The 25,391-nt window shown below is 64.9% G+C and carries 17 protein-coding genes and 3 pseudogenes; 8 read left to right on the top strand and 12 right to left on the bottom strand.

The window, feature by feature from the left end:
- Positions 1 to 24 precede the first annotated feature (24 nt).
- Genes I9P22_RS13290 through I9P22_RS13280 form a run of 3 tightly spaced genes read right to left on the bottom strand, consistent with a single transcriptional unit; the run spans position 25 to position 1,311 of the window.
- Positions 25 to 795, bottom strand: a complete 771-nt coding sequence (locus I9P22_RS13290; RefSeq protein WP_199259966.1) for a DsbA family protein — start codon at positions 793 to 795, stop codon at positions 25 to 27.
- On the bottom strand, positions 792 to 1,040 hold the full coding sequence (locus tag I9P22_RS13285; RefSeq protein ID WP_199259965.1) for a hypothetical protein: 249 nt from the start codon (positions 1,038 to 1,040) through the stop codon (positions 792 to 794). The genes I9P22_RS13290 and I9P22_RS13285 overlap by 4 nt, the downstream gene beginning before the upstream one ends.
- A 10-nt stretch (positions 1,041 to 1,050) precedes the next feature.
- Positions 1,051 to 1,311, bottom strand: a complete 261-nt coding sequence (locus tag I9P22_RS13280; RefSeq protein ID WP_233253376.1) for a DUF2933 domain-containing protein — start codon at positions 1,309 to 1,311, stop codon at positions 1,051 to 1,053.
- A 224-nt stretch (positions 1,312 to 1,535) separates the two neighbouring features.
- On the opposite strand from I9P22_RS13280, the gene I9P22_RS13275 reads away from it, so the two are divergent.
- The 7 genes and pseudogenes from I9P22_RS13275 to I9P22_RS24575 all read left to right on the top strand — a co-directional run.
- On the top strand, positions 1,536 to 2,036 hold the full coding sequence (locus tag I9P22_RS13275) for a c-type cytochrome (RefSeq protein WP_456299611.1): 501 nt from the start codon (positions 1,536 to 1,538) through the stop codon (positions 2,034 to 2,036).
- Positions 2,036 to 2,422, top strand: coding sequence for a hypothetical protein (locus tag I9P22_RS13270; RefSeq protein ID WP_199259963.1), 387 nt, complete (start codon positions 2,036 to 2,038; stop codon positions 2,420 to 2,422). The genes I9P22_RS13275 and I9P22_RS13270 overlap by 1 nt, the downstream gene beginning before the upstream one ends.
- Positions 2,423 to 2,433: 11 nt before the next feature.
- Positions 2,434 to 2,946, top strand: a complete 513-nt coding sequence (locus I9P22_RS13265) for a cupredoxin domain-containing protein (protein WP_199259962.1) — start codon at positions 2,434 to 2,436, stop codon at positions 2,944 to 2,946.
- A gap of 65 nt (positions 2,947 to 3,011) precedes the next feature.
- The gene (locus I9P22_RS13260; protein ID WP_199259961.1) at positions 3,012 to 4,406 is read left to right on the top strand and encodes a multicopper oxidase family protein; all 1,395 of its coding nucleotides are present in this window, start codon (positions 3,012 to 3,014) and stop codon (positions 4,404 to 4,406) included.
- A gap of 110 nt (positions 4,407 to 4,516) precedes the next feature.
- Complete coding sequence (locus I9P22_RS13255) at positions 4,517 to 4,900, top strand: c-type cytochrome (protein WP_233253382.1); 384 nt, start codon at positions 4,517 to 4,519, stop codon at positions 4,898 to 4,900.
- A 1-nt stretch (position 4,901) separates the two neighbouring features.
- A complete protein-coding gene (locus I9P22_RS13250; protein WP_199259960.1) occupies positions 4,902 to 5,633 on the top strand; it encodes a DsbA family protein in 732 nt (243 codons plus the stop codon).
- Positions 5,634 to 5,674: 41 nt separating this feature from the next.
- Positions 5,675 to 5,962: pseudogene (locus tag I9P22_RS24575) on the top strand (L,D-transpeptidase); the annotation flags it as partial.
- 23 nt (positions 5,963 to 5,985) lie between these two features.
- Here I9P22_RS24575 and I9P22_RS13245 read toward each other — a convergent pair.
- Genes I9P22_RS13245 through I9P22_RS13235 form a run of 3 tightly spaced genes read right to left on the bottom strand, consistent with a single transcriptional unit; the run spans position 5,986 to position 9,291 of the window.
- Entirely contained in the window at positions 5,986 to 6,777 is a 792-nt protein-coding gene (locus I9P22_RS13245; protein ID WP_028095138.1) for a TniQ family protein, read from the bottom strand.
- Positions 6,774 to 7,697: a TniB family NTP-binding protein gene (locus I9P22_RS13240; protein WP_332909030.1), complete on the bottom strand. Its 924-nt coding sequence runs from the start codon at positions 7,695 to 7,697 to the stop codon at positions 6,774 to 6,776. The genes I9P22_RS13245 and I9P22_RS13240 overlap by 4 nt, the downstream gene beginning before the upstream one ends.
- Positions 7,657 to 9,291: a Mu transposase C-terminal domain-containing protein gene (locus tag I9P22_RS13235; protein ID WP_199259958.1), complete on the bottom strand. Its 1,635-nt coding sequence runs from the start codon at positions 9,289 to 9,291 to the stop codon at positions 7,657 to 7,659. Before I9P22_RS13235 ends, I9P22_RS13240 begins: the two co-directional genes overlap by 41 nt.
- A gap of 206 nt (positions 9,292 to 9,497) precedes the next feature.
- Between I9P22_RS13235 and I9P22_RS13230 the strand changes: the two are divergent.
- A pseudogene (locus I9P22_RS13230) lies at positions 9,498 to 9,950 on the top strand (ATP-binding protein); the annotation flags it as partial.
- Between the two features lie 84 nt (positions 9,951 to 10,034).
- Here I9P22_RS13230 and I9P22_RS13225 read toward each other — a convergent pair.
- The 6 genes and pseudogenes from I9P22_RS13225 to I9P22_RS13200 all read right to left on the bottom strand — a co-directional run.
- Positions 10,035 to 10,118, bottom strand: a pseudogene (locus I9P22_RS13225) (ATP-binding protein); the annotation flags it as partial.
- A gap of 200 nt (positions 10,119 to 10,318) precedes the next feature.
- Entirely contained in the window at positions 10,319 to 11,527 is a 1,209-nt protein-coding gene (locus I9P22_RS13220; RefSeq protein ID WP_199259957.1) for a TolC family protein, read from the bottom strand.
- A gap of 151 nt (positions 11,528 to 11,678) precedes the next feature.
- Positions 11,679 to 12,110, bottom strand: a complete 432-nt coding sequence (locus I9P22_RS13215; RefSeq protein ID WP_199259956.1) for a hypothetical protein — start codon at positions 12,108 to 12,110, stop codon at positions 11,679 to 11,681.
- A gap of 45 nt (positions 12,111 to 12,155) precedes the next feature.
- Positions 12,156 to 13,334, bottom strand: a complete 1,179-nt coding sequence (locus tag I9P22_RS13210) for an HlyD family efflux transporter periplasmic adaptor subunit (protein ID WP_199259955.1) — start codon at positions 13,332 to 13,334, stop codon at positions 12,156 to 12,158.
- Entirely contained in the window at positions 13,331 to 15,469 is a 2,139-nt protein-coding gene (locus I9P22_RS13205; protein ID WP_332909029.1) for a type I secretion system permease/ATPase, read from the bottom strand. Before I9P22_RS13205 ends, I9P22_RS13210 begins: the two co-directional genes overlap by 4 nt.
- 4 nt (positions 15,470 to 15,473) lie before the next feature.
- The coding region (locus I9P22_RS13200; RefSeq protein ID WP_199259953.1) for a VCBS domain-containing protein at positions 15,474 to 25,391 on the bottom strand (9,918 nt) is incomplete at its 5' end.

Here is a 25,391-nt window from a genome sequence, read left to right as displayed (position 1 = left end):
CGGCACACTGTCTGCTCGATCTGTTCAGCATATCCGTTGCCAGCCGTCGTCGAGTTCGATAGCGATCACGCTGCGCAACACGGCGTCCGTGATTTCGCCTTGGATGACAGTGCCGCCAACCACCATGGCCGGCGTGCCGATGAAGCCGAATATCCGGGAAAGCGCCTTGCTGACCATGAGGTCTTCGGCGACATCCTGGCTTTGCATGTCATTTATCAGGCGCTCACCATCAATTCCGACGGTCTCGGACAATCGCAGAAGATAGTCGCATGTCGGCTGAAACGGCGTCGTCCACAGAGCTTGCTGAAATGCGAGATAAGCACCCTGGCGTTTTGCTGCCAAAGCCGCTCTCGCCGCACGGTCAGAGCCTTCGCCGAGAAGCGGTAGCTCGTGCCAGGAAATCGCAACGCCGCTATCAAGCTGTTCGGCAATATCTGCCAAGCGCCGCATCTGCACGCGACAGTAGGGGCAGTAATAGTCCGAAAACGACGCGATCGGTACGGTCGACGGATCTTCTGCCACATCCGCGTAAAGCGCATTGCAAAGATCGGCTTCTACGGCCGCGATGGTTTCCGCTCTCAACCCGTCGTCTTGGGCTTCAAGGCCGACAAATGGGTCGAATGCGCCGGACGAGGAACTTCCGCCCGTTATCCTCCGGAAGCCTTCTGGATTCGCCAAAGGCTCAAACTCAGGCAGACCCGAGAAACGATCCAACAGGGAAGGAAGCGCCTGAAAGCCGACAACAACGCCCGCAGCGACGCCGAGAAAGGCAAGTGTCGAACGCCTGGATGTCATGGCAATTCCTGCGATCCGATGGCGAGGGCGTCGAATCCATAGCCGAAACGCCCATCATCGCAAGCGAGGGTGACGACACCGTCCGGGCCGGTCCGGATCGCGCGGCATCCATCCGGAAGCGTGAACGCCGCGCCGCGCGTTGACAGCGTGGCGTCGGTATTCAGGCACTGCCGCACTCCCGCTCCGCAACCGGCCAGTGCAAGAAGGCCAACCAGCGCCAGTTTCGGGCGCGCGCCGTGGATCATTACCGTGCAATCAGCGCGGGGCATGGACCGGGACAACCGCCGGGCCTTGTTCGGGGTTCTCGTCCGGGGTCTTCTCCCGGGGATTTGCGGTGTTGTCGTGGCAGGATCTGCCCATCATCCGATGCATCACGACATGCGCCCCGAGGCACAGCGCCAGCGGGGCCAGAAGGCCGAGGTTGCCCGCAAGCCCGCCGAGCGTTCCGCCCGCGACAATGTAGACGCCAAGCGGGACGAGCATCACGGCACAACAGGCCAGCATGCCAAGCTTCATTCCGGCACCACCTGATAGCAGAGTCCGTGGGTTCCAGGCCATCATGTCCTCCAAATCCGTTAACAGGCCGAACGATAGGCGCCTCTTTCGGGTAAAGGTCAAGGATACATTTGGATACAATAAACACGGGTCTATCCGGTTGTAACGTGACTGAGAGCCGGTAGAAAAATCCTCAAGTATCGAGCGGTCTGAAACCACAGTGCCCTGACCGGAGCCTAATTGGAGTGGAACGGATCAAAGGCAAGAAAAGGGCAAAGAACGTGGACAAGCTGGGGCTTCTCATCGGCGGTGTGTTTGTTGCCGGGCTTGGTGTGGCGGTCTGGCAGTTCATGCAACCGAACGAGCCACCGGCGGGGGGCATGGTCCACCCGGAGCCAACAGCCCTGAGCGACCTGGCCGAGGGCGCGCCCATCGTCGAGGTTCGGCTTCCCGAACAGCTGTCGCCCGAGGCGGCGATCGGTCAACGCGCCTTCGAAGCCGTGTGTGCGGAGTGTCACGGGGCCAACGCGGCTGGTCAGAACGGTGTCGCGCCGCCTCTGATCCACCGCACCTATGAGCCGAGCCATCATTCGGACGAAGCCTTTCAGATGGCGGTTCGGAACGGCGTGCGCGCGCATCACTGGCCCTTTGGCAACATGCCCCCGATCAAGGGTCTGACCCGTGCCGACGTTCAGTATATCACCCGCTACATCCGCGAGGTGCAGCGCGAGAACGGAATCAATTGATGCGGGCTCTGTCCTTTCTCGCCGCGCTCGGCGGTCTTGTCGCAATACCCATGATCGCGCTCGTGGCCCTCGCCGCGCCGACACCCGGCCTTGCCGGCACGTGGGATGCGCATTCACAAATCGTCAAGGTCACGGACGGCGATGTCGCGACTGCTGAGCACGCTGCGCATGAGGACACGCTTGACCGCTACTGCCATCCCGACCCGACGTGTTCCCCGGCCGCCATTTTGATGACTCGACCGATATTCGGGGCACAAGGTTTCCGGTCCGTACGTCAGCCGCTCGCGAAAACAGAAATAGGCGGGAGGCATGCGCCCGTCGATCTTCCTCCTCCGCGACCTTGGGCCGTGCCACGATCAAATACCCTGAAATACCCCCAGACATGAGAGTCCAACACATGATCAAGACACTTCTGACCGGCACCGCCCTCGCGGCCAGCCTTACTGCCTCCATCGCGGTTGCCAGCCCCGGCCATGGAGACGGCATCGGCGAGCCTGGCGACGCCGCACAAGTCGACCGCACCATCACTGTCGAAATGGACGAGATGAAATACAGCCCGGCGGCCATCGAGGTCGCACCCGGAGAGACGATCCGCTTCGAAGTGGTGAACGTTGGCCGCGTTGTCCACGAATTCAACATCGGGACGAGCGAAACCTGGAATGGCCACCTTGGTGAAATGCAGACGATGATGCGCGAAGGCATGATGACGATGCGCAGCATCAATCATGACCGGATGATGGAGGCCGGGATGATGCATGACGATGCCAACAGCGTCCTGCTGGAGCCGGGGGATACGGGCGAGGTCATCTGGACCTTCCCCGAAGGCGGCGAGATCGGCTTCGCCTGCAATGTGCCCGGCCACCGCAACGCCGGCATGGTCGGCGATTTCCGTATGGGTCACGGTTCCTGACACACAGACGACTGGCGGCGGGCGAGACTTTCGCCCGCCCCGACACTTTTCCGGAGGCCCTGACCATGCCGACACGACGCGCCTTCCTCGGACAGACCGCCGCCGTTCTGGGCCTGGCGGCGAGCGGTCGGCAGGTGTCTGCCACCTCTCACACGCCCGCGACCCTGACGGCGCGAGAGGCATCGGTGCAACTCGCCCCCGAACGCTATCCGGCAACCTCCATCTGGGGGTACGAGGGCCGCGCGCCCGGCCCGGCGATCCGGGTGCTCCAGGGCGAACGGGTGCGGCGGCGGCTGGTCAACGACGTGCCCGAGCCGACCTCGGTCCACTGGCACGGGATCCGAATCGACAACGCGATGGACGGTGTCTCGGGCCTGACGCAAGAGGCCGTCGCGCCGGGTCAGGCTTTCGACTATGATTTCGTGGCGCCCGATGCCGGAACCTACTGGTACCACGCGCATAACCGGTCCTGGGTACAGGTCGCCCGCGGCCTGCACGGGCCGCTGATCGTGGAAGAGGCCGAACCGCCCGAGGTCGATCGCGAGGAGACCCTCGTGCTCGACGACTGGCTGCTCGATCCCGAAACGGCGCTGATCGAAGACAGCTTCGACCAGCCCATGAGGATGAGCCATGGCGGCCGGATCGGGAACCTGATCACGACCAATGGGCGTTTTGACCTGTCCATCCCGGTCGCGCGGCACAGCCGAATGCGCCTGCGGCTCATCAACGCGTCGAACGCGCGGATCTTTCCTTTGCAACTTGCGGGTTTGCGGGGCTGGACGGTCGCGCTCGACGGCATGCCGCTTGCCGCGCCCGAACCGCTGGAGGACGTCCTCGACCTCGCCCCGGCGCAACGCGCCGATTTGATCGTCGATGTGACGGCCGAAGCGGGCGAGACTGCGCATCTCGTCCGGCTTGACAATGACGACCGACCCGCCGCGCAGGTGGCGTTTCCCGTCTCGGGTAGCATCGCGCAGACGCCGCGCGCGGCACCGATGGCCCTGCCGCCCAATTCCGTCAGCGGCCTTGGGTCGCTGGCCGATGCCCGTCCTTTGCGGCTGGTGATGTCGGGGGGCGCCATGGGGCGGATGGACAACGCCGTGCTGGGCGGAGAGCGCCTGGGCTTTCGCGAACTCGCGGCGCGGGGGCGGTTCTGGGCCTTCAACGACATGGCAGAGATGACGCAGGCCCCGCTGGCCGATCTTTCCCTTGGCGAGCCAGTGCGGCTTGAGATCGTCAACGAGACCGTCTTTCCCCACGCCATGCATCTGCACGGGATGCATTTCCGCGAAATTCGCGACGGCAGACCCGTCGGCCCGATGCGCGACACGCTGCTGGTGGCCGCGCAAGAGACGCGCGAGATCGGCTTCGTCGCCGACAATCCGGGCGACTGGCTGTTTCACTGCCACATGCTCAGCCACGCCGAAAGCGGGATGATGACATGGGTGAGGGTGACATGAAGGCCTGGGTGATGATCGCCGCGCCCGTGGCGCTTGGGCTTGCAGGGGCCTTGGCATGGCTGGCGCTGCGCGGCGCACCGCAGACCGCCACGGACACCACCGTGCCGGTGATGCCGGCGACGGTGGATATCGCGCAGGGCGAAGCGCTTTATGCCCAGAACTGCGCCGCCTGTCACGGCGCCAACCTCGAAGGACAGCCGGACTGGCGAACCCCCGATGCGGATGGGCGTCTGCCCGCGCCGCCTCACGATGAAACCGGGCACACATGGCACCATCCCGACCGGATGCTGTTTGAATACACGAAACTCGGCGGACGCGAGGCCCTGGCCCGGCAAGGCGTGGAATTCGACAGCGGCATGCCCGGTTTCGGCGACGTCCTGACGGATCGCGAGATCTGGAACATCCTCGCCTACATCCAATCAACCTGGCCCGAGCGCGAACGCGCCGCGCAGGCCGAACGCACGGCCGCCGATCTGGCAAACGGAGGAAATTGACATGAAGAATTGCATTTCAATGATGGCGATGGCGCTTTTCCTTGCGCTGCCCTTGCAGGCAGCGGCGCAGGACATCTCGGAGGACAGGGTGCGCGAGCTGGTGCTTGAGACGATCCGCGAAAACCCCGAGATCGTCATGGAGGCCGTCGCGATCCTCGAAGCCCGGCAGGCCGAGGCCCAGGCGGCGTCGCAAGCCGAGGTCCTCTCCCGCGAACGTGACACGCTGGAACGCGACCCCAATGCGCCGGTCCTGGGCAATCCGGAGGGCGATGTCACGGTGGTGGAGTTCTTCGACTACAATTGTCCCTATTGCCGTCGTGCCAAGCCCGAGATCGAGGCCCTGCTGGCCGCCGATCCGGATGTTCGCCTTGTCTATCGTGAATGGCCGATCCTCGGCGAAGGGTCGGTGTTTGCTGCCCGTGCCGCGCTGGCCGCGCGCGAACAGGGGCTTTACGAAGACTTCCATTGGGCGCTGATGGGCATGAGCGGCCGCGCCGAGGAGTCGTCCGTCCTTCGGATCGCGGAAGACATCGGCCTGGACGTCGCGCAATTGCGCCGCGATATGGAAGCGCCGGAGATCGACGCACACATCGAATCCTCGATGCGCCTGGCGCAGGCCCTCGGCATCACGGGTACGCCATCTTTCGTGATCGGCGACGCCCTTGTGCCCGGTGTCGTGGACGTGGAACAGCTAAGTTCGCTTGTTTCTGATGCACGGGAGCCGGAACAATGACCGCAGCCGGAAAGACGGGCCTGACGCGCCGCCATTTCATCATGACCGCATCCGCCTTGTTCTCGCCCCCTGTTGCCGGGCCGCTTCTGGCCGATAGCTGGCCCAGCGAGGCGCAGAAGAGCGCATGAGATGCCGAGGTCACGCCACCCTTCTTCGATCTGGAGGTATCCAATCCCTGGGGTCTCGATCCGCGATTTCTTCCGCAACGGGTGGAGGCGCGGGCAGGCCTTGTTCCGGGGAGCATCCATGTGGATGCCATCGCCCGCTACCTCTATCACATCGAGGAGGGCGGGACGGCTGTCGCGTTGCCCTTAATTCTGAGACGCGGCGCGTTTGACGACAATTTTTGCCCTTAATTGCGAGATTCGGCTGTCGTCGGGCCTGTGCTTCTTGCGCGCCTTTGCGCAATATGATCAACCGCAACAAGCAGACGTGGCTCTTTCTCGAAGGCGCGCAATAGAGCAACCCTTGCATAGTCGTCGATGCCGGAGCTTGAGATGGCCGCTTTGACCAGCGGACGTGATCGGGCGGCATCAATGGCAGCAAGGCCGAACAGCCTCACTTCTGGTTTGTGGCTCTGAAGAGCGTATGCCGGATCTCCGCGGAAGGCCTTTAATGATATGGCAAAGGTGACCGCGCGCATTGCGCGCCGAAGTTGCCTGAGACTGCGTAATCGCGCGGCGTATTCAAGCCGCGCTGCGCCGTGGCGCGCACGATTTATCAGCTTTTCGGGCATCTGTTCACCACCGTCCTTGCCGAGCGTCTGCACAAGTCTCGTCCCGCAAACCTGGCAGTCGAATGCCCAGGCCCGCCTCCAATGCCTGAGCGAAAGGCCCTCTCGGGAGCATTGCGGGCAATGCTGGAATGGCATCTGTGCCGTCAGCGAGGCTTCTCGTGGCGTCATTGCTGGAAAGGTCAAAGATCGCACGACGTCTGGGGCGACACGTGCAGCGCTGGCAATCTTCTCTGCCGCCACCGCGTCAATGCCGAAGTCCAAGGCGGTGCCATGCGCGGTATCGATCTTGATATGAGCCAGCAGTTCGGCGTCATCACAGTAGTTGGCCGCAGCCAACCGAGACAACCAACCTGACAACAACTCGTCTGGCAGCGGCGCGACAGTTTTTGGCAGCGGGTGCGGCTTCACACCCCGGACTTCTCGAGCCGCCGATTGCCGTTCGCATGGCGCGACCAAACCGGTGTCCATTTTGCGATTGCGTCATCGGTGATGCATTCATCACCTGTTGCAATGGCGTCGATGGAAAGATCCTTGATCAGGGCGAAAATGCGCGAGGTCACCCCACCGGTCAGTGCAAGTATCTGCTTGAGTGACTTGACCTTCAGGTTGGACTTCTTTTCCAGTGGCATGGCAGCAATAAGGGTCTGGATCATGTCCGAGAACTCGGCATCGTCGCGCCAGTTTGGCAAGTGATGTTCGTCCAGCCGTCGGGCAAGCTGGATATCACCACGGATGGCGTCGACGGCCTCGCTGACCCCAAGACAGACCAGTGACACCTCGAGCTCATTGCTGAGATAACGAAGAACATTGAGAAAGCGTCGCTGTTCGCGGTGGGTCCCGGCCAAGAGGTTGTGGACCTCGTCGATCATGATCATCCGCAGGCCAAGGTCGCGCAAAAGCGCAACAACACGGACTTCGAGGGAGGCCACATTTTGAGCGCGCGCGCCCAGTGCCGTGGCCGGTGCCCCGACGGACGCCAGGATGTGCAGATAGAACCGCCGTTCGTCGGGAGCTGGCGGTGCTTGTAACAGCAAGAGCGGCGTTCGCGTAATTCCCGATGCTGGGTCATATTCCGGTGCATATCTGCGCGACAGGTTGCGGGCGATCATCGTCTTTCCGATCCCGGATGCGCCATGCACAAGAAGGCCAGGCATACGGGTTTGCCTTGGCGCTTCGATCATACACTGCAAACGGTCCAGAACTTGTTCGGCCCGCGGAAAGCCGATCCAGATATCCGATTGAATGAGGGCGATCCGACCGTCTTCCTCTGTTGTCCCTGCCCTCAATTCACCATCTCTCCACTTTGAACAATGGGCGCGATGTATCACCCGTGTCGATCGGGCGCAGCCCTTCGGTTTTCGAGACAGCCGAGTTGGTGCCCTCCAATGTCCCTTTTCTTTCACGGGATTGGCGTTCGGCCTTCGTTAGGCCCCGGCTTTCAAACTCGATCTGGCGTTGCTGTCGGATCAGCTCAGCCAAGACCAACTCATTGGACCCGGATTTGCCAAGGGCACGGGCCTTCCTCATGGCTTCGCGATATTCCCAGAGCGGCACGGGCGGAATTTCCAAGTTTCTGTAACGCGCCTCAACATATCGGCCATCGTCCAATTCGACCCAGATCATTGAGATATCGCGAGGGTCGTAGCGAACGACCACCTTCCCATCGCCGCGCCCAATGTGGCCTGCAAGAGCATCCGACCAGTACCGTATCTGGAACAGATGGATGCCGTCACGCCTGACCTTACGCAGTTCGCTCGGCAAGAAGCTCACCCGAAAAGCTTCCATCTCGAAGGGGATGTCGCCCATCATTTCCGCTGAGAGTGCCTCCCATTTGGCGACGGGCGTACAGCCAAGACTTGAATGAATGCTGTTGTTGTAGCGGCAGATTTCCAGAGCAAACCAGCGATCGAAGTCGCTTAAGGTCATCGTGGCCATGCCCTCGGCGTCATAGTCGCCCTTGGCCACGACCGAGGATTGCGTTGTTCCAGGCAACAGGTGCACGGCCCCCATCATCGTGCCGATCAATCGTTCGATGTGCCCTCCGAAATGAGGACTGCCTGGCGGCCGATAGACCAGATCGATCCCCCATTCCGCACATGCCGACCGAAAGGCTTGCGACCGGAAATCGCGCCCGTTATCGACGTGGATCCTATGCGGTTTACCCTGCGCGGGCCAAGGAACATTGCACACCAATTCCGCCAGAAGTTCCGCCTTGGGGGCCGCAGCCTGTGTCAGGCAAAGCGCCACCGACAGACGCGAAGGTGCCTCGAGAGAGGTGTAATATCCGGTCACCATCCGCGTTGCGACGTCGATCGCCAGCGTGACCCAAGGCCGCCCAATTGGTTGGCGTTCAAAACTGTCGACGAGAATGATGTCCGCAGGCGTATGGTCGATTTGCACGACCTCCAGTGGCTGGTTTGCCTTGTTGTCGCCTACGACCGGCGCAAACTTCTGGCGGGCCGCCTTTGCGCCTTCGCGTGCCTTGGCAATTTCGCGGGCATCTATTGCATCCAGCCTGCGCTGAACCGTCCGACGTGTCGGCGGTTGCAAGCCCTGCTGCCAGCACGCGCTGCGAATTTCTGTCACGACGCGCGACAGGCTTGGACGTTCCCGCCTTAAGAAATAACGGCGAAGATGTTCTTCAATCACCGCTTCCACCTTGCCGGATATCAAGGTTGTACCAGTCGGGCGGCCCCGTTTCCGCGGTACCAGAGCGCTGGTGCGCCCACCCTCTTCGGCCAGACGCTTTATCCAGCGCCAGACAGTCGCCCTGCTGACACCAAGCTCCCAAACAGCATCATTGATGCCACTTTCCAGACTGCCAGTTCCTTTGAGATATGCATGAACAAGCGGACGCAGAACGGCCGCCCTGCGCGCCTCCTCAGCACCAGCGGCAACGGAGTCTTCGCGATCATCATCCATCAATATTTGCCATACGAAGCTGCGAACCCTGTCTCAGGTTTAAGGGCAAAAATATCGGAATTAAAGGCAAAATCTCATATTTAAGGGCAAAGCACAGCCGTTGATTTCGTTGGATTTTTCATCCCACAATTAAGGGCTACGCGACAGGTCAATTCTCAATGAAAATTTTGCCGGATACCGGGTCACGTCTCGACGGAAATCAACAGCCCGGCACCGGAAAGACCCATGTTGCGACCGCGCTTGGCATCCAGGCCATTGAGCATCACCGCCGCAAGGTGCGGTTCTTCTCGACCATCGAATTGGTCAACGCGCTTGAGCAGGAAAAGACGAAGGGAAAGGCAGGCCAGCTTGCCGAGACCCTCGTGCGCCTCGACCTCGTGATCCTCGACGAGCTGGGTTACCTGCCGTTCAGCGCCTCAGGCGGCGCACTGCTCTTCCATCTGCTGAGCAAGCTTTACGAACGCACCAGCGTCATCATCACCACAAATCTCAGCTTCAGCGAATGGGCCACGGTCTTCGGCGATGCGAAGATGACAACGGCGCTGCTCGATCGGCTTACTCACCGTTGCCATATCTTGGAAACCGGTAACGACAGCTTCCGCTTCAAAGCCAGCACCGAAGCAGCCGCCCGAAAAAAGAAGGAGGCTGCGATGACTTGACCCAAACATGACCCGCTTCGCATAATCTAAAGGTGGGTCAGTTCTCGGTGGAAAAGCCGGGTCACGTCTCGACGGAAATCAACAGCCGGGCCCACCGATGAGCACGATGTTCTGCGCCCCCTCCATGAACTCGCATCGATGGAGCTGGCGCACCGTGGCTTCATTCATCTCGTTTGACCCAAACATGACCCGCTTCGCATAATCTAAAGGTGGGTCAGTTCTCGGTGGAAAAGCCGGGTCACGTCTCGACGGAAATCAACATGTATACCTTAACGCGGCGCGAAGGTGGAACAAGGCGGAGGCAACCCAGATGCGTATCGATCGTCGGGACCAGCCCTCCGGTTACGCCCGGATGGCTGGTAATAATTTCAGATGAGATCCGTCGACAGCGGGAAGCCATAGATGCTGTTGCCGCTGACACCCATTTCCTGCCGCAGCACCCTGCTACGAACCGCGCACCTGGCCTTGCTCTGGCTGAGATCAGAGCGCACCTGCGCCATTTCTGCCTGCCGGCTGTAATACTCTTCCTCGTTGTCGAGTAGCTCCGAAATCTGCCGTTTTCCCATGTCGAAGTATTGGCTTCGGTAAAGCTTGCGGGTCTCCTCCAGCAGGCTGATCTGCCGCTGGAGCATGGCCATTTTCTTGTCCGCGGTTGACAGTGAACGCAACAGAGCATTTTCGGCCAGACCATCCTCCAGCAGCACAGCCGCGAGTTTGGCATCGGCTGCGGCGAGCTGGTTGCGCGCAGCATTGGCCTTGGCGGTCAACGCACCGCCCTGGAGCACGTCAGACTGGACATCGAGGTTGACCCCAAGCGGAAGCTTGTTAACGCCCAGCTCTCCGCCAATCACCGGTTTCAGCGCAATTCGCGGGTTTTTCTCACTCTCGGCCTTCTGTAGAGCGAGCTGGGCGCGTGCCTGTTCCAGGCGCGCCATGCGCAGATCGTCGGTTTCTCCGAATGCCGCGCAGCTCGTGGTTGCGAGCTGTACACGACCGCCGTTCGGCTGTCCGGTGAGAAGGGTCAGACGGTCACGGGCCTCAGCCAGCGCGAGCTGGGTGTCATTAACCAGGAATGCGGCCGACTGAACCCGTTTGCGGGTCTCGAGACGGTCACTTGATGTGGCCGCACCATTCTTGACACGATCGGCGACAAGTCCATCCAGCTGCGTCAGCGCCTTCAGCTGCTTTTCATAGACAGCGAGCAGCTCGCTCTGAAGCTGAACATTGTCATAGGCCTGTAGAACCTCGAGCAATGCATCGTCCACCGCCTTCTGGAACGCGATGTAGTTTATCTGAAGGTCGAAATCCGCCAGCTGGATCGCGCGTTTTGTTCTGCCGCCATCGAACAGCATTTGCGTTCCAGTCAGCTCAACACTCGGATTCCTGTTGCCCTCTGTTCCCACTCCGGCGCCTCCGGAAAGTGAAAGACTGGGGAACAGTGCTGCCCGTTGTACGCGAACCTGGTCAGCACTTGCAGAAATCACGCTCGCAGCCTGACGCACCGAAGGACTGATGAGCAATCCGTTGCGTGCCACCGCCTTCACCTCTGCACCTTCGGCGGGCGTCAGTGCCGGCATCGTGGCTGCCTTCTCGATGATAGCTGCTTCGGTGCCCCCAGCGTCTGGCAGGCCAACACATCCGCCAAGTAGCATGCATGCGGCAATGGCTGTCGCTGCCTTGAGGCGGCCCTTCCGTCGTGCTGGGAGTTGGAGCGTGTTCATTCTTCGCTCAGTTCCGATTGCCTGCGACGAGATCTGCACACTGTGGACGCCGCCACACTGCTCTGGACACGTTGCCCCCATTGTCGAAGAAGACGCGGTACTGGCAGATCAGCCGGTCCCTGCCGGTCAGCGGAAGGGAAAGGTGGAATTCGAAGGAGCCATCCCCATTGCGAACAGCAGGTCGGCCCAGAGCCGCCTGTATCTCGACCTTGGACTGGCCGACAGCGATGCTGCGAACCTGCTCGATCGTGCGCGGCGTCCCAATGCGCACATAGCGCGCGTCCATGTCGGGATACGCCTTTGAAACCGACGTGAAACCGACGCGGGGATTGACCTCATTGAGCTGTGCGCTCGCCTGAGCCGTCGACACACACAATGAAGCAATAGCGATAACGGCAAGCCGCTGCAGAGCGGCGCGCTGGCCAGACCACGGTGTCATTTGGGACCTCTCATCGAGAATGGATGTTGTAGTTGTAGAACGGGATTAGCGCTCACGCAGTGCCTCCTGCGCCCGGTTGAAGGGCTTGATCAGGTACTGCCAGACGGTTTTTTCCCCGGTTCGGATGTCGACTGTAGCGATCATGCCGGGCACGATCGGGAAGTGCTTTCCGGCCTTATTGGCAAGATAGTCTTCGTCGGTACGAATGTAGGCGCGGTAATAGACCAGATCGGGCTTCACCTCGTCGCGCATTGTGTTGGGGGAGATGGTGACCACTTCCCCCTTGAGACCACCGTAGATCGCGTAGTCGTAGGCTGAAATCTTGACCAGCGCTTCCTGTCCCGGATGGATGAAGGCGATGTCACGCGGCGAGATGCGGGCCTCGACCAGCAGCTTGTCATCGAGCGGAACGATGGTCATGAGTTGCCCGCCGGGCGGAATGACGCCGCCAATGGTCGTAACGGCGATGTCCTTGACGATGCCACGCATCGGCGCACGAAACACCAGTCGTTCGAGCTGGTCGGAGCGGCCGCGCATAATAGATGCCTGCACTTCGGCCTCGGCATTGACCTTCTGCAGTTCCTCGCCGGTCTTGACCCGGGAATCGGCGCGCAGGCGGGCGATCTCCAGTTCGGTCTGGGCAGCCTCTCGCCGGAGCTTGATAACCTCGACACGGCTTGTCGCACCACTCGTTTGCAGCTTCTCGGCGATGGCCAGTTCCTGGCGGATGAGCTCAAGGTCCTTGGTGAGGCCCGCCAGGGATTCCTCCAGGCTGGCCCGGCGGGACTGGAACAGAGCCAGCTCGTTGGCCCGCAATTGGGCGAACTCGGCGGCCTCGAGCGCGGCCGGAAAGGCCACCGTCTCGGCATCGTCGAGCTCCGCCCGCAGGCGCGCGGCGGCGGCGATCGCACCGTGATAGCGCGCCGCCGCCTCGTCGAAGTTGGAAACCGAGCGCGTCGCGTCGAGCCGGGCCAGAACCTCGCCCGCCTCGACGATGTCGCCCTCGCGAACGAAGAGCGAGGCCACGATCCCGCCGTCGAGCGACTGGATCAGCTGCTCGCGCGAGCTCGGCACCACCGTGCCCTGGCCGCGCGACACCTCGACCAGCGGAAAATACCAGGCCCAGCCGACGAAGAGCGCCAGCATGACGAAGACCAGCCAGACGAAGCGGCGCTCGGCACGCGCGGTCGGGCGGTGCTCGCCCATGACCAGCACGCCCGTCATGCCGCCGCCTGCCCGGTGCGCAGCTGTGCCAGCACCTGATCCTTGGGGCCGTCCATGACGATCGCGCCGTTGTTGACCACGATCAACCGATCGACGATGCGCAGCATCGCCGGCCTGTGGGTCGCCACGATCACCGAGACATGCCGGTCGAGCCGGCCCAGCATGTCGATCACCGCCGCCTCCGACACCTCGTCGAAGGACGCCGTCGGCTCGTCCAGCAGCAGCACATTCGGCCGTCGCAGCAAAAGCCGCGCGAGCAGCAGGCCCTGTTTCTGACCGCCGGACAGGCCCAGCCCGCCCTCCTGCACCGGATGGTCCAGCCCCTCGGGCAGGCGCTGCACGAAATCGGCAAGCCCCATCCGGCCGAGCGTGCCGAGGATCATCTCGTCGCTCGCCTCCGGCGCGCCGAGGGTCAGGTTCTCGCGCAGCGTCCCGTGGAACAGCCGGGCACCCTGCCCCATCAGGCCGATGTCGCGGCGCAGGTCGGCCGGGTCGATCAGCCCCATCACCACGTCATCGACGCGGATTTCCCCGGCCAGCGGCTCCAGGAGCCCGGCGAGACCGGCTAGGAGCGTCGACTTGCCGGCACCGTTGCGGCCCAGGATGGCGATGCGCTCGCCGGGGGCGATGGTCAGGCGCGCGACCTTGAGGGCCGGGGTTTTCGGATCGTGGCCGAAGACCGCCTCGCTGAGACGGAAATCGCCGTGCACCACCGGCCGGTGGATGCGTTGCTCCTCGGCGGCCACATCGACCGGCAAGGCCATCAGCCCGTCCAGCGCGCGGCGCGCCACCTGCCCCTGTTGCCAGCGGCTGAGGATCTGCGTGACCGAGGCCAGCGGTGCCAGCATCCGCGACGACAGCATCGAGGCGGCGACCAGCACGCCGGTGCTCATGTCCCCGGCCATGACCAGCGGCGCACCGAAGAAGATCACCACCGCGAACACGCCGCCCTGCACTGTCTGCGCCCAGGACGACAGCTGGTTCACCAGATCGCGCAGCTCCATCGAGGAGCCGGCGGTGGTCTCGTTGTAATGGTTCCACAGCGCCTGGAACCGCGCCTCGGCCTGCAGCGACTTGATATCGTCAAGCCCCTGGATCGCCTCGACCAGCATGGCGCTGCGCAGCGAGCTTTCGCGGGTGTTGGCCTCCGCCAGCCGGCGCAGGCGCTTTTGCGCCAGAAGGCCGGGCACCACCAGCAGCACCATGGCGGCGACGGGGATCCAGACCAGCGACCCGGCGATATAGAGGAAAAGCGCGCAGAACAGCAGGAAGAACGGCACGTCGGCGATGGCGGCGACCGTGGTCGAGGTCATCATCTCGCGCACATGCTCCAGCTCGCGGACCTGCGAGATGAAGGTGCCGGTGGAGCGTGGCCGCGCGATGTTGCGAACGCGCAGCGCATGACCGAACACGCGGTCGGAAATGCGCAGATCCGCCACCTTGCCGGCCGCGTCCGAGATCCGTCCCCGCGCGATGCGCATGGCCAGCCCGAAGAAGGTGGCCATCATCACGCCGATGAACAGCACCCAGAGCGTGCTCATCGACTGGCCCGGCACCACCCGGTCGTAAACCTGCATGGCAAAGATCGTGCCCGCCAGCGCGAGGACGTTCGAGACCAGCGAGGCGACCATGACGGTATGATAGGCGCGCATGTCCGACAGCGCGATGCTGCGCAGCCAGTCCGGCCGCCAGGGCGCGACATACTCGTCGACGCGGCGGTCGGGGCGGCCGGAAACCGGGCGCAGCACGAAGAGCCGGCGCAGGCGCGCGCTCAGTTCCTCGCGCGAGATCGGCGTTTCGAGCCCGCCGTCGCCCGCCAGCACGATGCCGAACCCCTCCGCCGTCTCGCGCTCGACGACGGCAATGTCGCCCCCGTCGAGTTCGGCGACGAGCGGCAGGCGCAGCCCCGAGATCGCCGGCACGCGCGGATCGGCCTCCCGAAGCGACAGGCCGGCCGAGCGGGCAAGCCCGCCCAGAGGGTCCGCCTCGGAAGCCCAGGCGAGGTCCAGCCGAAGCCGCTCGGGAGAGACGGCGATGCGGTAATGCGCGGCCACGCGCAAGACAGCATCGCTCCAGCCCCGGTGCGGGGTGTTCCCCCCCGGGGCTGGTCCCTCGTCTGCGGCTGCGAGTGCCACCGGCCTAGACCTCGTACACTGGGCTGGACAGCAGATCGTCTTCCAGCGCCGATGCCGGCGGCGGGGCGATCGGCTCGGCCGTGTCGCCACCGTCTGCCTGCGCCACCGCAACCGCAACCGTCTCTTCGGGCAGACCGGCGGTCAGGTCTTCCTCCGGCGTGCCCGTTGCCAGAACCTCGTCGAGAGCGACGGTCTCGCCCTCGGGCGTGTCCTGCTGCGGCGCCGGGCCTTCCTCCAGCGAGGCAAGGCCGAAGCTCATGAACGAGGCGCTCGAGAAGAAGGCCGCGAACCCGCTCGGCGGCATGGTGACGCCCGCATCCTCGACGGTCAGCGTGACCGAGCCACCGCCGGCCAGCGAGCCGGTATAGGTGCCGTCGAAATTGTCGACCCAGTCGCCCGACAGCGTCACGCTGTCCTCCGCCGACCCGCGGATCGTCAGCAGGTTGTCGCCATCGGTCATGGCGGCGACCTCTTCGGGCGTCAGATCGCTGATGCCGTTGGCCCCGGCGATGCCCAGATCGAGCGTCTCGATGTTGCTCAGCTGCGCCCCCAGCTCCGCCCCGGTCAGGGACTCGCCCTGGCGGAAGACCACCGTATCCTCGCCGGCGCGCCCGTTGATCGCGTTGCCGGTCCAGATCAGGCTGTCATCGCCGGTGCTCGGCACCTGGGCGCTCAGGTTCAGCGTCATGCTGCTGCTTTGCGGCGCCGAGACGTCCGTCCCGTCCACGGTGCGCGCCGTCACGGCGATCTGGATGCCGGCGGTGCCGCCGTCCTGATCGTCGAGCGCGGCGGCCGCCTGGCGAACCCCGAGGTTGTCGAGGTCGGACTGGCTGAGCCCGGTCAGCGTGTAGGTCTCGGTCCCGGGATCGTAGCTCACGCCGCTCTCGATCAGCGTCGTGCCGATGTAGAAGGACGCATAGGCGCCGAGCCCGGTCAGCTCCAGCGTAACCGTCTCCTGGCTCTCGTCGGGCGCCCCCGGGACGGAAGCGTCCTGGAAGTCGTCCATCGAGGCGTTCATGTTCAGCGACACGATCGCGCCTTCCACGCCGAAGGAGTTGGTCGCGGTCAGCTCGATCCCGTTCGCCACCGGCGACACGACCACGTCACCGATCGGCAGGATATCGACCCGCTCCTCGCTCAGCGTCGTCTCGCCGGATTTCACCAGAAGCTCGAGATCGCTGAGCGTCCCGCTCCAGTTGCGCGGCGGCAGGATGGAGATATGGGCCGGCATGCTCTCGCCCTCGCCGGCAAGCACCCAGGTGTTCAGCCCGCCGCTGCCGCCCGCGTTGACGGCAAGCGTCGCCGTGCCCGCGGTGTCGCCGGTATAGACGAGGAAGCCCTCCGGCAAGCCGCTGAGCAGAACCGTCCCGATCGCCTCCGACCCGTCGTCATCGCTCAGCGACACCGACAGATCCAGCGGGATGCGCGAGGCCGCCTCGCTGTCGGCCGCCTCGTTGCCGTAGAACGGGCCGGTAACGTCCAGACTGACGCCGTCGTTGCTGATCGCAACCGGCAGGGTGGTCGAGCCGGTCGAGGTCACGGCCGTCGCGCCGGTCTCGATATTGCGGACCCAGGCGTCGACGGTGACGCTGCCCTCGGTCATCACATCGGGGGTGAAGACCATGTCGAACGGCCCGTCCATGGTGACGCCGGGGACGACGTAATAGGTGCCGTTCGGGATCCCCTCCACGCCGCTGATCGCCTGCGGCGCATAGTCGACGCCGCCGATGGTCAGCGTGCCCGCGCCCAGCCCGTTGGTTCCGTCGATCTGCAAGTAGAGATCGCCGAGCACCGAGCCCGCAGCGCCATCGGCCGGGTTGGTTACCGTCACGGTCAGCGGGATTTCCGTATCCGACTCGGTCAGGGCGCCGTCGGCATCGGCCGCGCCGAGCACGATGGACACCACGGCCGGATCGGTCACCGGCGCGACCGGGATGTCGTCCGTCAGCGAGGCCGTGTTGGAGCGCCCGCCGCCGGCGATCGCCGCGGAGAGCGTGGCGTTCAGCGTGAAGGGCTCACCGAGGTTGTTGTCGTTCGCATGCTCGGGCAGCTCGATGATGATGCTGTCCATCAGCGCGTCGAGCTTGGCCTGCGCGGCGGCGGTATCGTCGCCCGGCGCGGTGGCGGTCGAGGCCGTCCAGACCTCCTGCCCGTCGACCACGGTGCGCACCATGCCCGACACCTGGCTGCCCGGGGGCAGGTCGGTGATGGTGACGGTCAGGACGCTCGAGACCGTGCTGGGGATCGCCACGGACAATTCCGCATCGACCCGTTCGGACAGCGCGAAGCTCAGGTCTTCGGTGGAGCTGCTCCCGTTGTATTCCCAGGTCTCGATGGTCGGCGGCACCTCGCCCTCGCCCGGCAGGAAGGTGGTCGTCAGCGTCCATTGGGTGCGGTCTTCCAGCACCTCGGTCGCCGTGCCGGGGACGTCGCCCCGGTCCTGGGTCTGCACGATCACAGTGATCGGCGCATCGGCCAGCCCGCCGGCGATGCCGCTGACGCCGAAGGTCACCGGCAGGACATAGCCGCCGGCATCGCCGATCTGCAGCGCGTCCCCCCCTTCGTAGATCAAGATCCAGGTGTTCGCGCCCGAAAGCTCGGCCCCCTCGACGGTCACGCCGTCAGGCACGCCCTCGAGAATGACGCGAACCACATGTTCGCTGCCGTCGCTGTCGGGGCTCGCGATGTTGAGATCAAGCGTGACCGGCGTTCCGGGGGTTTCGACCGTCACGCTGGTGCCGGAGGCAGAGCCCCCGCCCGCGCCGACATCGACGCCCTGGATCGACAGAACCGGCGCGTCGGTCACCGGAGTCGCGGTCAGATCGAGCCGACCCGGAAGCCAGTCGCTCGTGACCGCGGCCACGCTGCCGTCGCCCGGGTCGGTGATCTTGTAGAGCAGATCGAACCCGCCCAGCGCCCCGTCGAGATGGGGCGCGCCCTGCGCCGACAGCGTTTCGGCCTGCGCCGCGGTCAACTCGTAATAAAGCACACCGCCCACATCGACGGGCGACAGGACCGAGGTCAGCGGCTGCTCCGAGCCCGGTGCGCCGAGGTAGAGCGTGAAGTCCGCCCCGTCGAGATCGGAGGCGAGGATGCGCACCGAATCGAGCGTCTCGTCGGTGTCGCCGTACTGGTGGACGATGCCGAAGCCGATGGATTGCAGCGTGTCCTCGGCGATCACCGCCGCGGAGGTGACGGTCGCCTCGGGCGAGGGCGTCACGGTGAAGCTGACGGCCTGGCGGACGCCGGTGAGCGAGGCGCCATCGTTCTCGGTCGTGACCGGCGCGAGCACGAAGCTCACCTCGCCGCTGTGGTTCGCGGGAACCGTGATCTCGGCGTTGGCGAACTGCGTTTGCTGCAACACCCAGACCCGGTCCTCGCCGGTGACATCGGGGCCAGTCAGCAGGGTGGCGTTGGTCAGGTCGAACCCGTCCGGCAGGCCGGTGACCCGCATGGTCAGAACCTCGGAGCCGTCGCCATCGGTCAGGCCAACCGAAACCAGATCGGAGAGCTTCACCGTCTCAGCGCCGGCATCCACCAGGGCCTCGGAATAGACCTGCGGCGTCACCGACACATCGGCCTCGTCGGCCACGCCCCGCACCTCGACATGCATGTCGAGCGTGATTTCCGGGGAGCGGTCGGTGAGCAGCGTGCCGCCGATCATCACGCTGTCGACCGACTGCGCGGTCACGCTCAGGTCGAAGTCCTCGTTGCTGTTCAGCGGCGGACGCAGGGTGAGAAGGGTCGAGGCGTCGAAGTTCTCGATGGTCACGCTGCCGCCGACCACCGTCAGTTCCGTGCCGCCATAGGTCACCACCGCGCCGGCGGGGATGCCGGAGATGGTGACTTCGAAGACCTCCGACGGGTCGGAGCTGGTCGGACGGATCGACAGCGGAATGTCGGTATCCTCGCGCCCCTGCGTGCGGGCCGCGAGGGCCAGGGTCACTTCGTCGGCCTTCGGCGCGACCACGAGGTTGTCCAGCCAGGCCTCCCCGCTGGTTGCGCTGGCCGTGGTGCCGCCGTTGTCGTCGGTGTCGACGGTATGCGCCTGCACCCTGATGCGGAACTGCCCGGAGAAGTTCTCGACCGCGCGGAATTCCAGCGTGCCGAGCGCGCTGACCGGCACGTCGATGGGCGTGCCGCTATAGACCGCGGTCTTCACCTCGCCGCCTTCGACCCAGCGGAATTCCGAGCCGATGGCGTTGGTGGGATTGCCGTCGCCGGCGAGCAGCTCGGGGGTCAGCCGGGCGAAGGTCTCCTCGCCCGCATCCTGGTTGCTCCAACCAGCGCCAAGGTCGAAACCGTCGCTGTTGAGGTCGAACCACTCGTCTTCCGTCGCCGCAGTCGTGTAGTTGACGCCCGCCGTCATGGTCAGGTCGGCGACGGTGTCGCCGTCCGTGTCGGTGCCGACCCGCTCGGCCACCGGGTTCACCGTCACTTCGACATCGTGCGTTTGCGTCGCCGTGTCCGTCGTCAGCACCACATCGCCGGCGAGCAGCACGGAGTCCTGCGTGGTGATCGTCAGCGCGATCGTGGTATCCGTGCTGTCATGGGCGGGCGGGGTGAGGGTGAAACCGTCGAGATAGGCCTCGCGCTCGGCCTCGGTGCCGGCGGTGAAGGTGATCGTGTAGGTCGATCCGAGCTGCCCGGTCGTGGCCGTCGCACCGTTCACGACGCTCGACGCCCCGAGGGTCCAGCCGGTCGGGATGTCGAACGAGACCTCGGTGATGACCTCGGAGCCGCCGTCCGAGGTGCCGCCGCTGGTGTCGGTCACGGAGATTCCGGAGAGGAAGCTGATCGCGCTGTCCTCGTCGCCCTCGACATCGGAGACACGCACGTCATCGGCCACCGGGGTGACGTTCAGGTTCAGCGTGACGGTGTTGTCGCTGGTGTCGACCTCGGCCAGGCCGTTGGTCGGCCCGCCCACCTCGGCGGTGCCGTTCCAATAGCCGTCCTGGTCCACGTCCTGCGCGTTCAGCGTGATCTTGATGCCGCTCAGGGTGCCGCTGAAATCAGCGGTGCCGCCGATGTTGATCGCCGGGAAGCCGGTCGTGCTGTCGCTCAGGTCGGGCGCGGGGACGGTGAACGTCCCCCCGGCCGGCACGGTCGTGCCGTTGACCACGATGTCGTGCCCGCTGTCGTTGGTGATCGTGAACGAGCGGACCTCGCTGCCGTCGAGATCGGCAAAGCTCGCCTCGAGGATCTGCGCGACGTTGATCGTTTCATCCTCGGCCACGGACACCTCGGCCTCGGTGCCGCTGATGAAGCTCAGCTGCGAGGCGTTGTCGAGATCGGCCAGGACCAGGGCGGTGTCGAAGGTCAGCGTCGCCGGATCGGTCGCGGCCTGGACATAGACCGTCACGGACTCTTCGCTTTCGGCGCCGGCAATCCCGGTCAGCCGGTCGCCTGCGCCGTCGACCTCGTAGCTGGTGACCTTGTAGGTGATTTCGAAATTGTCCGAAGAATGCGGCGGCGGCGTCACCATCAGCGCTTCGAAATCCGCCGCGCTCATGGAGACCATGCCTGTGGTGCCGGTCACACTCAGCCCGGTATCGGTGAGTCCGATCGTGACCACCCCCGCCGGGTCTCCGACGGTGAGGTTGCCACCACCGGGCCAGGTCAGGACCGAGCCGAGGGGGAAGCCGCTCAGGGTGATCACGCCGATCCGCTCGGGCGTGGTGTTGTTGCCGGTGCCGTTGCCGTCATCGGTGATGACCGGCGCGACAAGACCCAGGGCGACCGCCGTATCCTCGACGGTATTCACCTCGGCATCCGCGACCGCGACGGTCGCCGCATCCGCGACCGGCGTGACATCCATCGTCACCACCGTGGTGCTGGCGGTGCCATCGTCCTGGGTGACGATCGAGAAGACCTCCTGCCCGCTATAGTTCGGGTCGGGCACATAGGTCATTTCGCCATCGTCGCCGATGGTGACGGTGCCGTGCTCGGTCTTGTAGGCCATGCCGCCGGCAACCGGGGTGCCGCTCAGGTCGATGCCGCCCTGGTTGACGACGGTGTTGCCCGAGGTCGCATCGGCCGAGATGTTGGCGGTGAAGACGCCCACGTCCTCGTCGATCTCCGCGCCCAGCGTGGCGAGCGCGCTGTCGTCGACCACCTCGACGTCGAAGCTGGCGGTGTCGGTGTCGCCGTCACTGTCGGTGACCTCGACATCGAAGGTCAGGTCCATGGTGGCATTGGCCCCGTGGTCCAGCGGACGCAGCAGTTCGAAGGAATAGCCGGCCGAGGCATCGGTGGGATCGGTCAGCGTGACGACGAAGACCGCATCGGTGCCCGGGCCCGTGTCGGCGGTCAGCGTATGGCCGTCGCCCGAGAGCACGTAGCGCAGATCCACGCCGCCCGATTGCAGCCCCACCGGCGGGGTCGTCGTGGTCAGGCGAACGTCGAGGCTGTCCTCGCCCGGTGTCAGGTTCAGGCTGCCCGTCACCTCGCGCGAGGCCGGGTCGGGGTTGCTGCCGACGGCCAGATGTTCCTCGTCGATCGAGGCGGTGTCGGGCGTGCCGAACAGCGGCACCGTATCGGTCACGGTGATCTGCTGCGTGGCCGAACCGGCGGAAACGTCGCCGTCGCCGTCGATGGTGCTATAGCTGAAATCGTCGCGCAGCTCGGTGTCGTTCGTGGGCTGCACGTGGTTGACGGTGTCGAGCGGGGTATAGCTCCAGCTGCCGTCGCTGTTGACGGTCAGCTCGCCATAAAGCGTCTCGACGGTCTGCGATCCGCCCTCGGCCACGGTGACCGTGGCGCTGTTGCCGGCCCGGTCGGTATAGGTGACCTGATGCACCCGCCCGCCGTCGGCGCCCAGCTCGTCATTGGCCAGGAGGTTCGCCCCGCCGCTGGCGGAACCGACCGCGGCGCCGCCCTCGACGGTCGACACCGGCGTGTCGTCCACCGGGGTGCCGGGCACGTCGTCCTCGACCCCGGCGACCAGACGGTCCACGCGGATGTCGCCATCGGTCTCGACCACGGCGACCTGGATCGTCTCGGACACCACGTCCTGACCGGCGGCGCTGTGATCTTCGGTGCTCGTGTCGATCGTATAGCTATAGGTGATCGTGCCCGTCCCGGCGTCATAGCCGGTGATGGTCAGCGTGCCGTATTCGGTCGACACGTTCACCGGCACGGTCCCGGCGTTCTGAAGCTGCGCCAGCGTCACCGTGGTGCCGCCACCGAGCCCGCTGCCCGAGACCGAGCCGCCGATCACGACCTCGCTCAGCTCGGAGGTGTCGCCGAGCGCGAAGGTCGAGCTGGCGGTCTGCGCGCCGCTGGCCGGGGCCGAGCCGTCCGGAAGGCCGGTTTCCGACACCAGAATGTCGACGGGCAGGCCCGTCTCCGCGTCGGTGATCGTCAGCCCCGTGACGGTGCGGTCGTCGGTATTGGTGTTGCCGTAGACGTCGGTGGCTTCGGCCGAGACCTCCAGATCATCCGTGCCGAGCGCGCCGGGCCGCGTCAGGCTCCAGGTGCCCGCGGGGTCGACCACGGCGTCGTATTCCGTGCCGTTCACCGTGACGGTGACCGTGCTCGCGCCCGGCTCGCACGTGCCGGTGATCGTCGGCGCGACGCCGTCGACCACCAGGATCGGGTCGATCGTCACCTCGGTGACGGTGTCCTTCAGGATCGTGTCGCTGGTCGTCGTGGTGGCGCCGCTCGCATCCTCGATGCCGGCGGTCACGGTCAGCGTGCCGTCGTCCAGCCCGCTCAGATCGGCGGTGACCGAATAGCTGCCGTCCGGCTGCACGATGATGCTGGCCGGCGGAACGGTCACGCTGTTGGTGCCGTCCGAAATGACCAGCGATGTCACGGAGCCGCCCGGCGCCGCGAGGCCGTCGATCTGCACCTGCGTCAGGTCGTCGACATTGGACAGGACGTCATCCCTCACGCCCGGCGCGTCGCGGCTCGAATCGTCGACGATATCCACGCCGGCCACGTTGACGACCCAGTCGGCGCTCGCCGTGGCGTTGGACGTGCCGCTGCCGTCGTCGACGGTGTAGGCGATCGTCACCTGGCCGGTGAAGCCGGACGCCGGGGTGAAGGTCAGCTCGCCCAGACCGCTGAGCGACACGGTGCCGCTGCCGTCGGTCAGGGTGACGCTGCCGCCCGGCACGATCGCCTGGCCGTCGACCATGGTCACCGCCAGAGTGGCGGTCTCGCCGTCGTCGGCGTCGCTGTCGTTGGCCAGAACGTTCAGCACCGCGGCCACGTCCATCGCGGTCAGCGAGCTGTCGTCCTCCGGCTCGGGCCGGTCGTTGGCGCCGTTGATGGTGACCGTCACGGTCACCGTGTCGATCGCCCCGTCGGCGTCGGTGATCGTGACCGTGTAGTCCTGCGTCAGCACATCCCCCGCGCCGAGCCCGTCGAGATCGGCATCGTCCACGGTGAAGGTCCAGTCGAATTCACCCGTGGTCGGGTCGATCGGGCCCAGCGAGAAATTGCCGAGATAGCCGGCGCCGTCCGGCACGAAGGAGGCCGCCAGGCTGTCGCCGTTGTCGATATCGCTCGCCGTGATGGTGCCGGTCTGGCTGTGCTCGGCGGTGTTCTCGTCGGGGTCGCCATCGGCCAGTTCGGTCACGGTGCCGGTCACTTCAGACCCCGCGTCGATCACCGGCGCGTCATTCGTGCCGGTGATGGTGATGGTCACCACCTGCTCGTCGAAACCCCCGTCGTTATCGGTCACCCGAACGGTGATCTCGTCGGTCAGGGTCTCGCCGTCGGCGAGGGCCTGGACATCGGGATCGGCGTTGTCGAGCGTATAGGTCCATTGCCCGGTGGCGGGATCGACCACGAGCGTGCCATAGGCGCCGGTCGTCCCCTCGACCGCGAAACTGTGCGTGTTGCCGATGTCGATATCCGTGAAATCCAGATCGCCGGTCGCGATCAGCACGCCGTCATCGGCCACATCGCCGGTGGAATCGCCCGAGATCACCGGGTCGTCATTGCTGCCCTCGATCGTCACCGTGATCGTGCTGGTCGCGGTGCCGTCGGCCGAGGTGACCTCGAACGTCTCGGTCATGGTCGCACCGACCGCCAGCGACTGCACCTCGGGCAGGTCGTTGTCGATCTCGTAGACCCAGCTGCCATCCGGCTGGACGACGAGAGAGCCAAGCGCGGAGGCGCCGCCATGGCTGCCCGACGCGAAGCTGGTGCTGCTGTCGTCGAAGACATCCTCGCCGTCGTCGACATCGGTCACGGTGATCTGCCCCGAGGTCGTCAGAATGTCGGTGCCGGCGTCGTCATCCTCGGTCACGGTGCCGGTGTCGTCCGTCACCACGGCCACATCGTTGCTGCCGGTGATGGTGACGGTGATGGTCTCGGAGGCGGTGCCGTCGAGGCTGGTCACGCTCAGCGTGTCGCTCACGACATCGCCGTCGTTCAGCGACTGGGTCGCCGCGCGGTCGTTGTCGAGCTGGTAGGACCAGGCGCCGGTCGCCGGGTCGAACGAGAAGGTGCCATAAGTCCCCTCGAGATCGGCCGGGGTCTGGAACACCTCCTCACCGGCGTCCACATCCGACACGGACAGCGTGCCGCTCGCGGAACTCGTGCCGGGATCGCCGTTGGCGACGCCGCCGGCCTCCACAACCGCGCCGTCGGTATCGCCCGAGATCGTCGCCGGGTCGTTCACCGGCAGAACGGTGATGTCGACCGTCACCGTGGTCGTGCCGCCGTTGCCGTCGCTGACCTCGACGTCGAAACTGTCGGGGCCGTTGTAGTCGGCGTTCGGCACGTATTCGTAGCTGCCGTCCGGGTTCACCGTGACGGTGCCGTTCGACGGCCCGCCGTCCAGCGTGAAGGTCAGGTCGTCGCCGTCCACATCCGTCGCGCTGACGGTGCCGCTGACCGGCGTGTCCTCGGGCGTGGTCACGGATGCGTCCTCACCCACCGGCGGATCGTTCTCCGGCGTGACGGTGAC

The organism is Paracoccus binzhouensis (genome assembly GCF_016446475.1).
Lineage (GTDB): Bacteria > Pseudomonadota > Alphaproteobacteria > Rhodobacterales > Rhodobacteraceae > Paracoccus > Paracoccus binzhouensis.
The sequence above is the reverse complement of the archived record's forward strand: the minus strand, read 5'-3'. Positions and strand labels throughout refer to the sequence as shown.

What these genes read in the sequence shown, in the direction of transcription:
- I9P22_RS13290 (WP_199259966.1), bottom strand. Translation starts at nt 795, where the DNA reads ATGACATCCAGGCGTTCGACACTTGCCTTTCTCGGCGTCGCTGCGGGC.
- I9P22_RS13285 (WP_199259965.1), bottom strand. Translation starts at nt 1,040, where the DNA reads ATGATCCACGGCGCGCGCCCGAAACTGGCGCTGGTTGGCCTTCTTGCA.
- I9P22_RS13280 (WP_233253376.1), bottom strand. Translation starts at nt 1,311, where the DNA reads ATGAAGCTTGGCATGCTGGCCTGTTGTGCCGTGATGCTCGTCCCGCTT.
- I9P22_RS13270 (WP_199259963.1), top strand. Translation starts at nt 2,036, where the DNA reads ATGCGGGCTCTGTCCTTTCTCGCCGCGCTCGGCGGTCTTGTCGCAATA.
- I9P22_RS13265 (WP_199259962.1), top strand. Translation starts at nt 2,434, where the DNA reads ATGATCAAGACACTTCTGACCGGCACCGCCCTCGCGGCCAGCCTTACT.
- I9P22_RS13260 (WP_199259961.1), top strand. Translation starts at nt 3,012, where the DNA reads ATGCCGACACGACGCGCCTTCCTCGGACAGACCGCCGCCGTTCTGGGC.
- I9P22_RS13255 (WP_233253382.1), top strand. Translation starts at nt 4,517, where the DNA reads ATGCCGGCGACGGTGGATATCGCGCAGGGCGAAGCGCTTTATGCCCAG.
- I9P22_RS13250 (WP_199259960.1), top strand. Translation starts at nt 4,902, where the DNA reads ATGAAGAATTGCATTTCAATGATGGCGATGGCGCTTTTCCTTGCGCTG.
- I9P22_RS13235 (WP_199259958.1), bottom strand. Translation starts at nt 9,291, where the DNA reads ATGGATGATGATCGCGAAGACTCCGTTGCCGCTGGTGCTGAGGAGGCG.
- I9P22_RS13220 (WP_199259957.1), bottom strand. Translation starts at nt 11,527, where the DNA reads ATGCCGGCACTGACGCCCGCCGAAGGTGCAGAGGTGAAGGCGGTGGCA.
- I9P22_RS13215 (WP_199259956.1), bottom strand. Translation starts at nt 12,110, where the DNA reads ATGACACCGTGGTCTGGCCAGCGCGCCGCTCTGCAGCGGCTTGCCGTT.
- I9P22_RS13210 (WP_199259955.1), bottom strand. Translation starts at nt 13,334, where the DNA reads ATGACGGGCGTGCTGGTCATGGGCGAGCACCGCCCGACCGCGCGTGCC.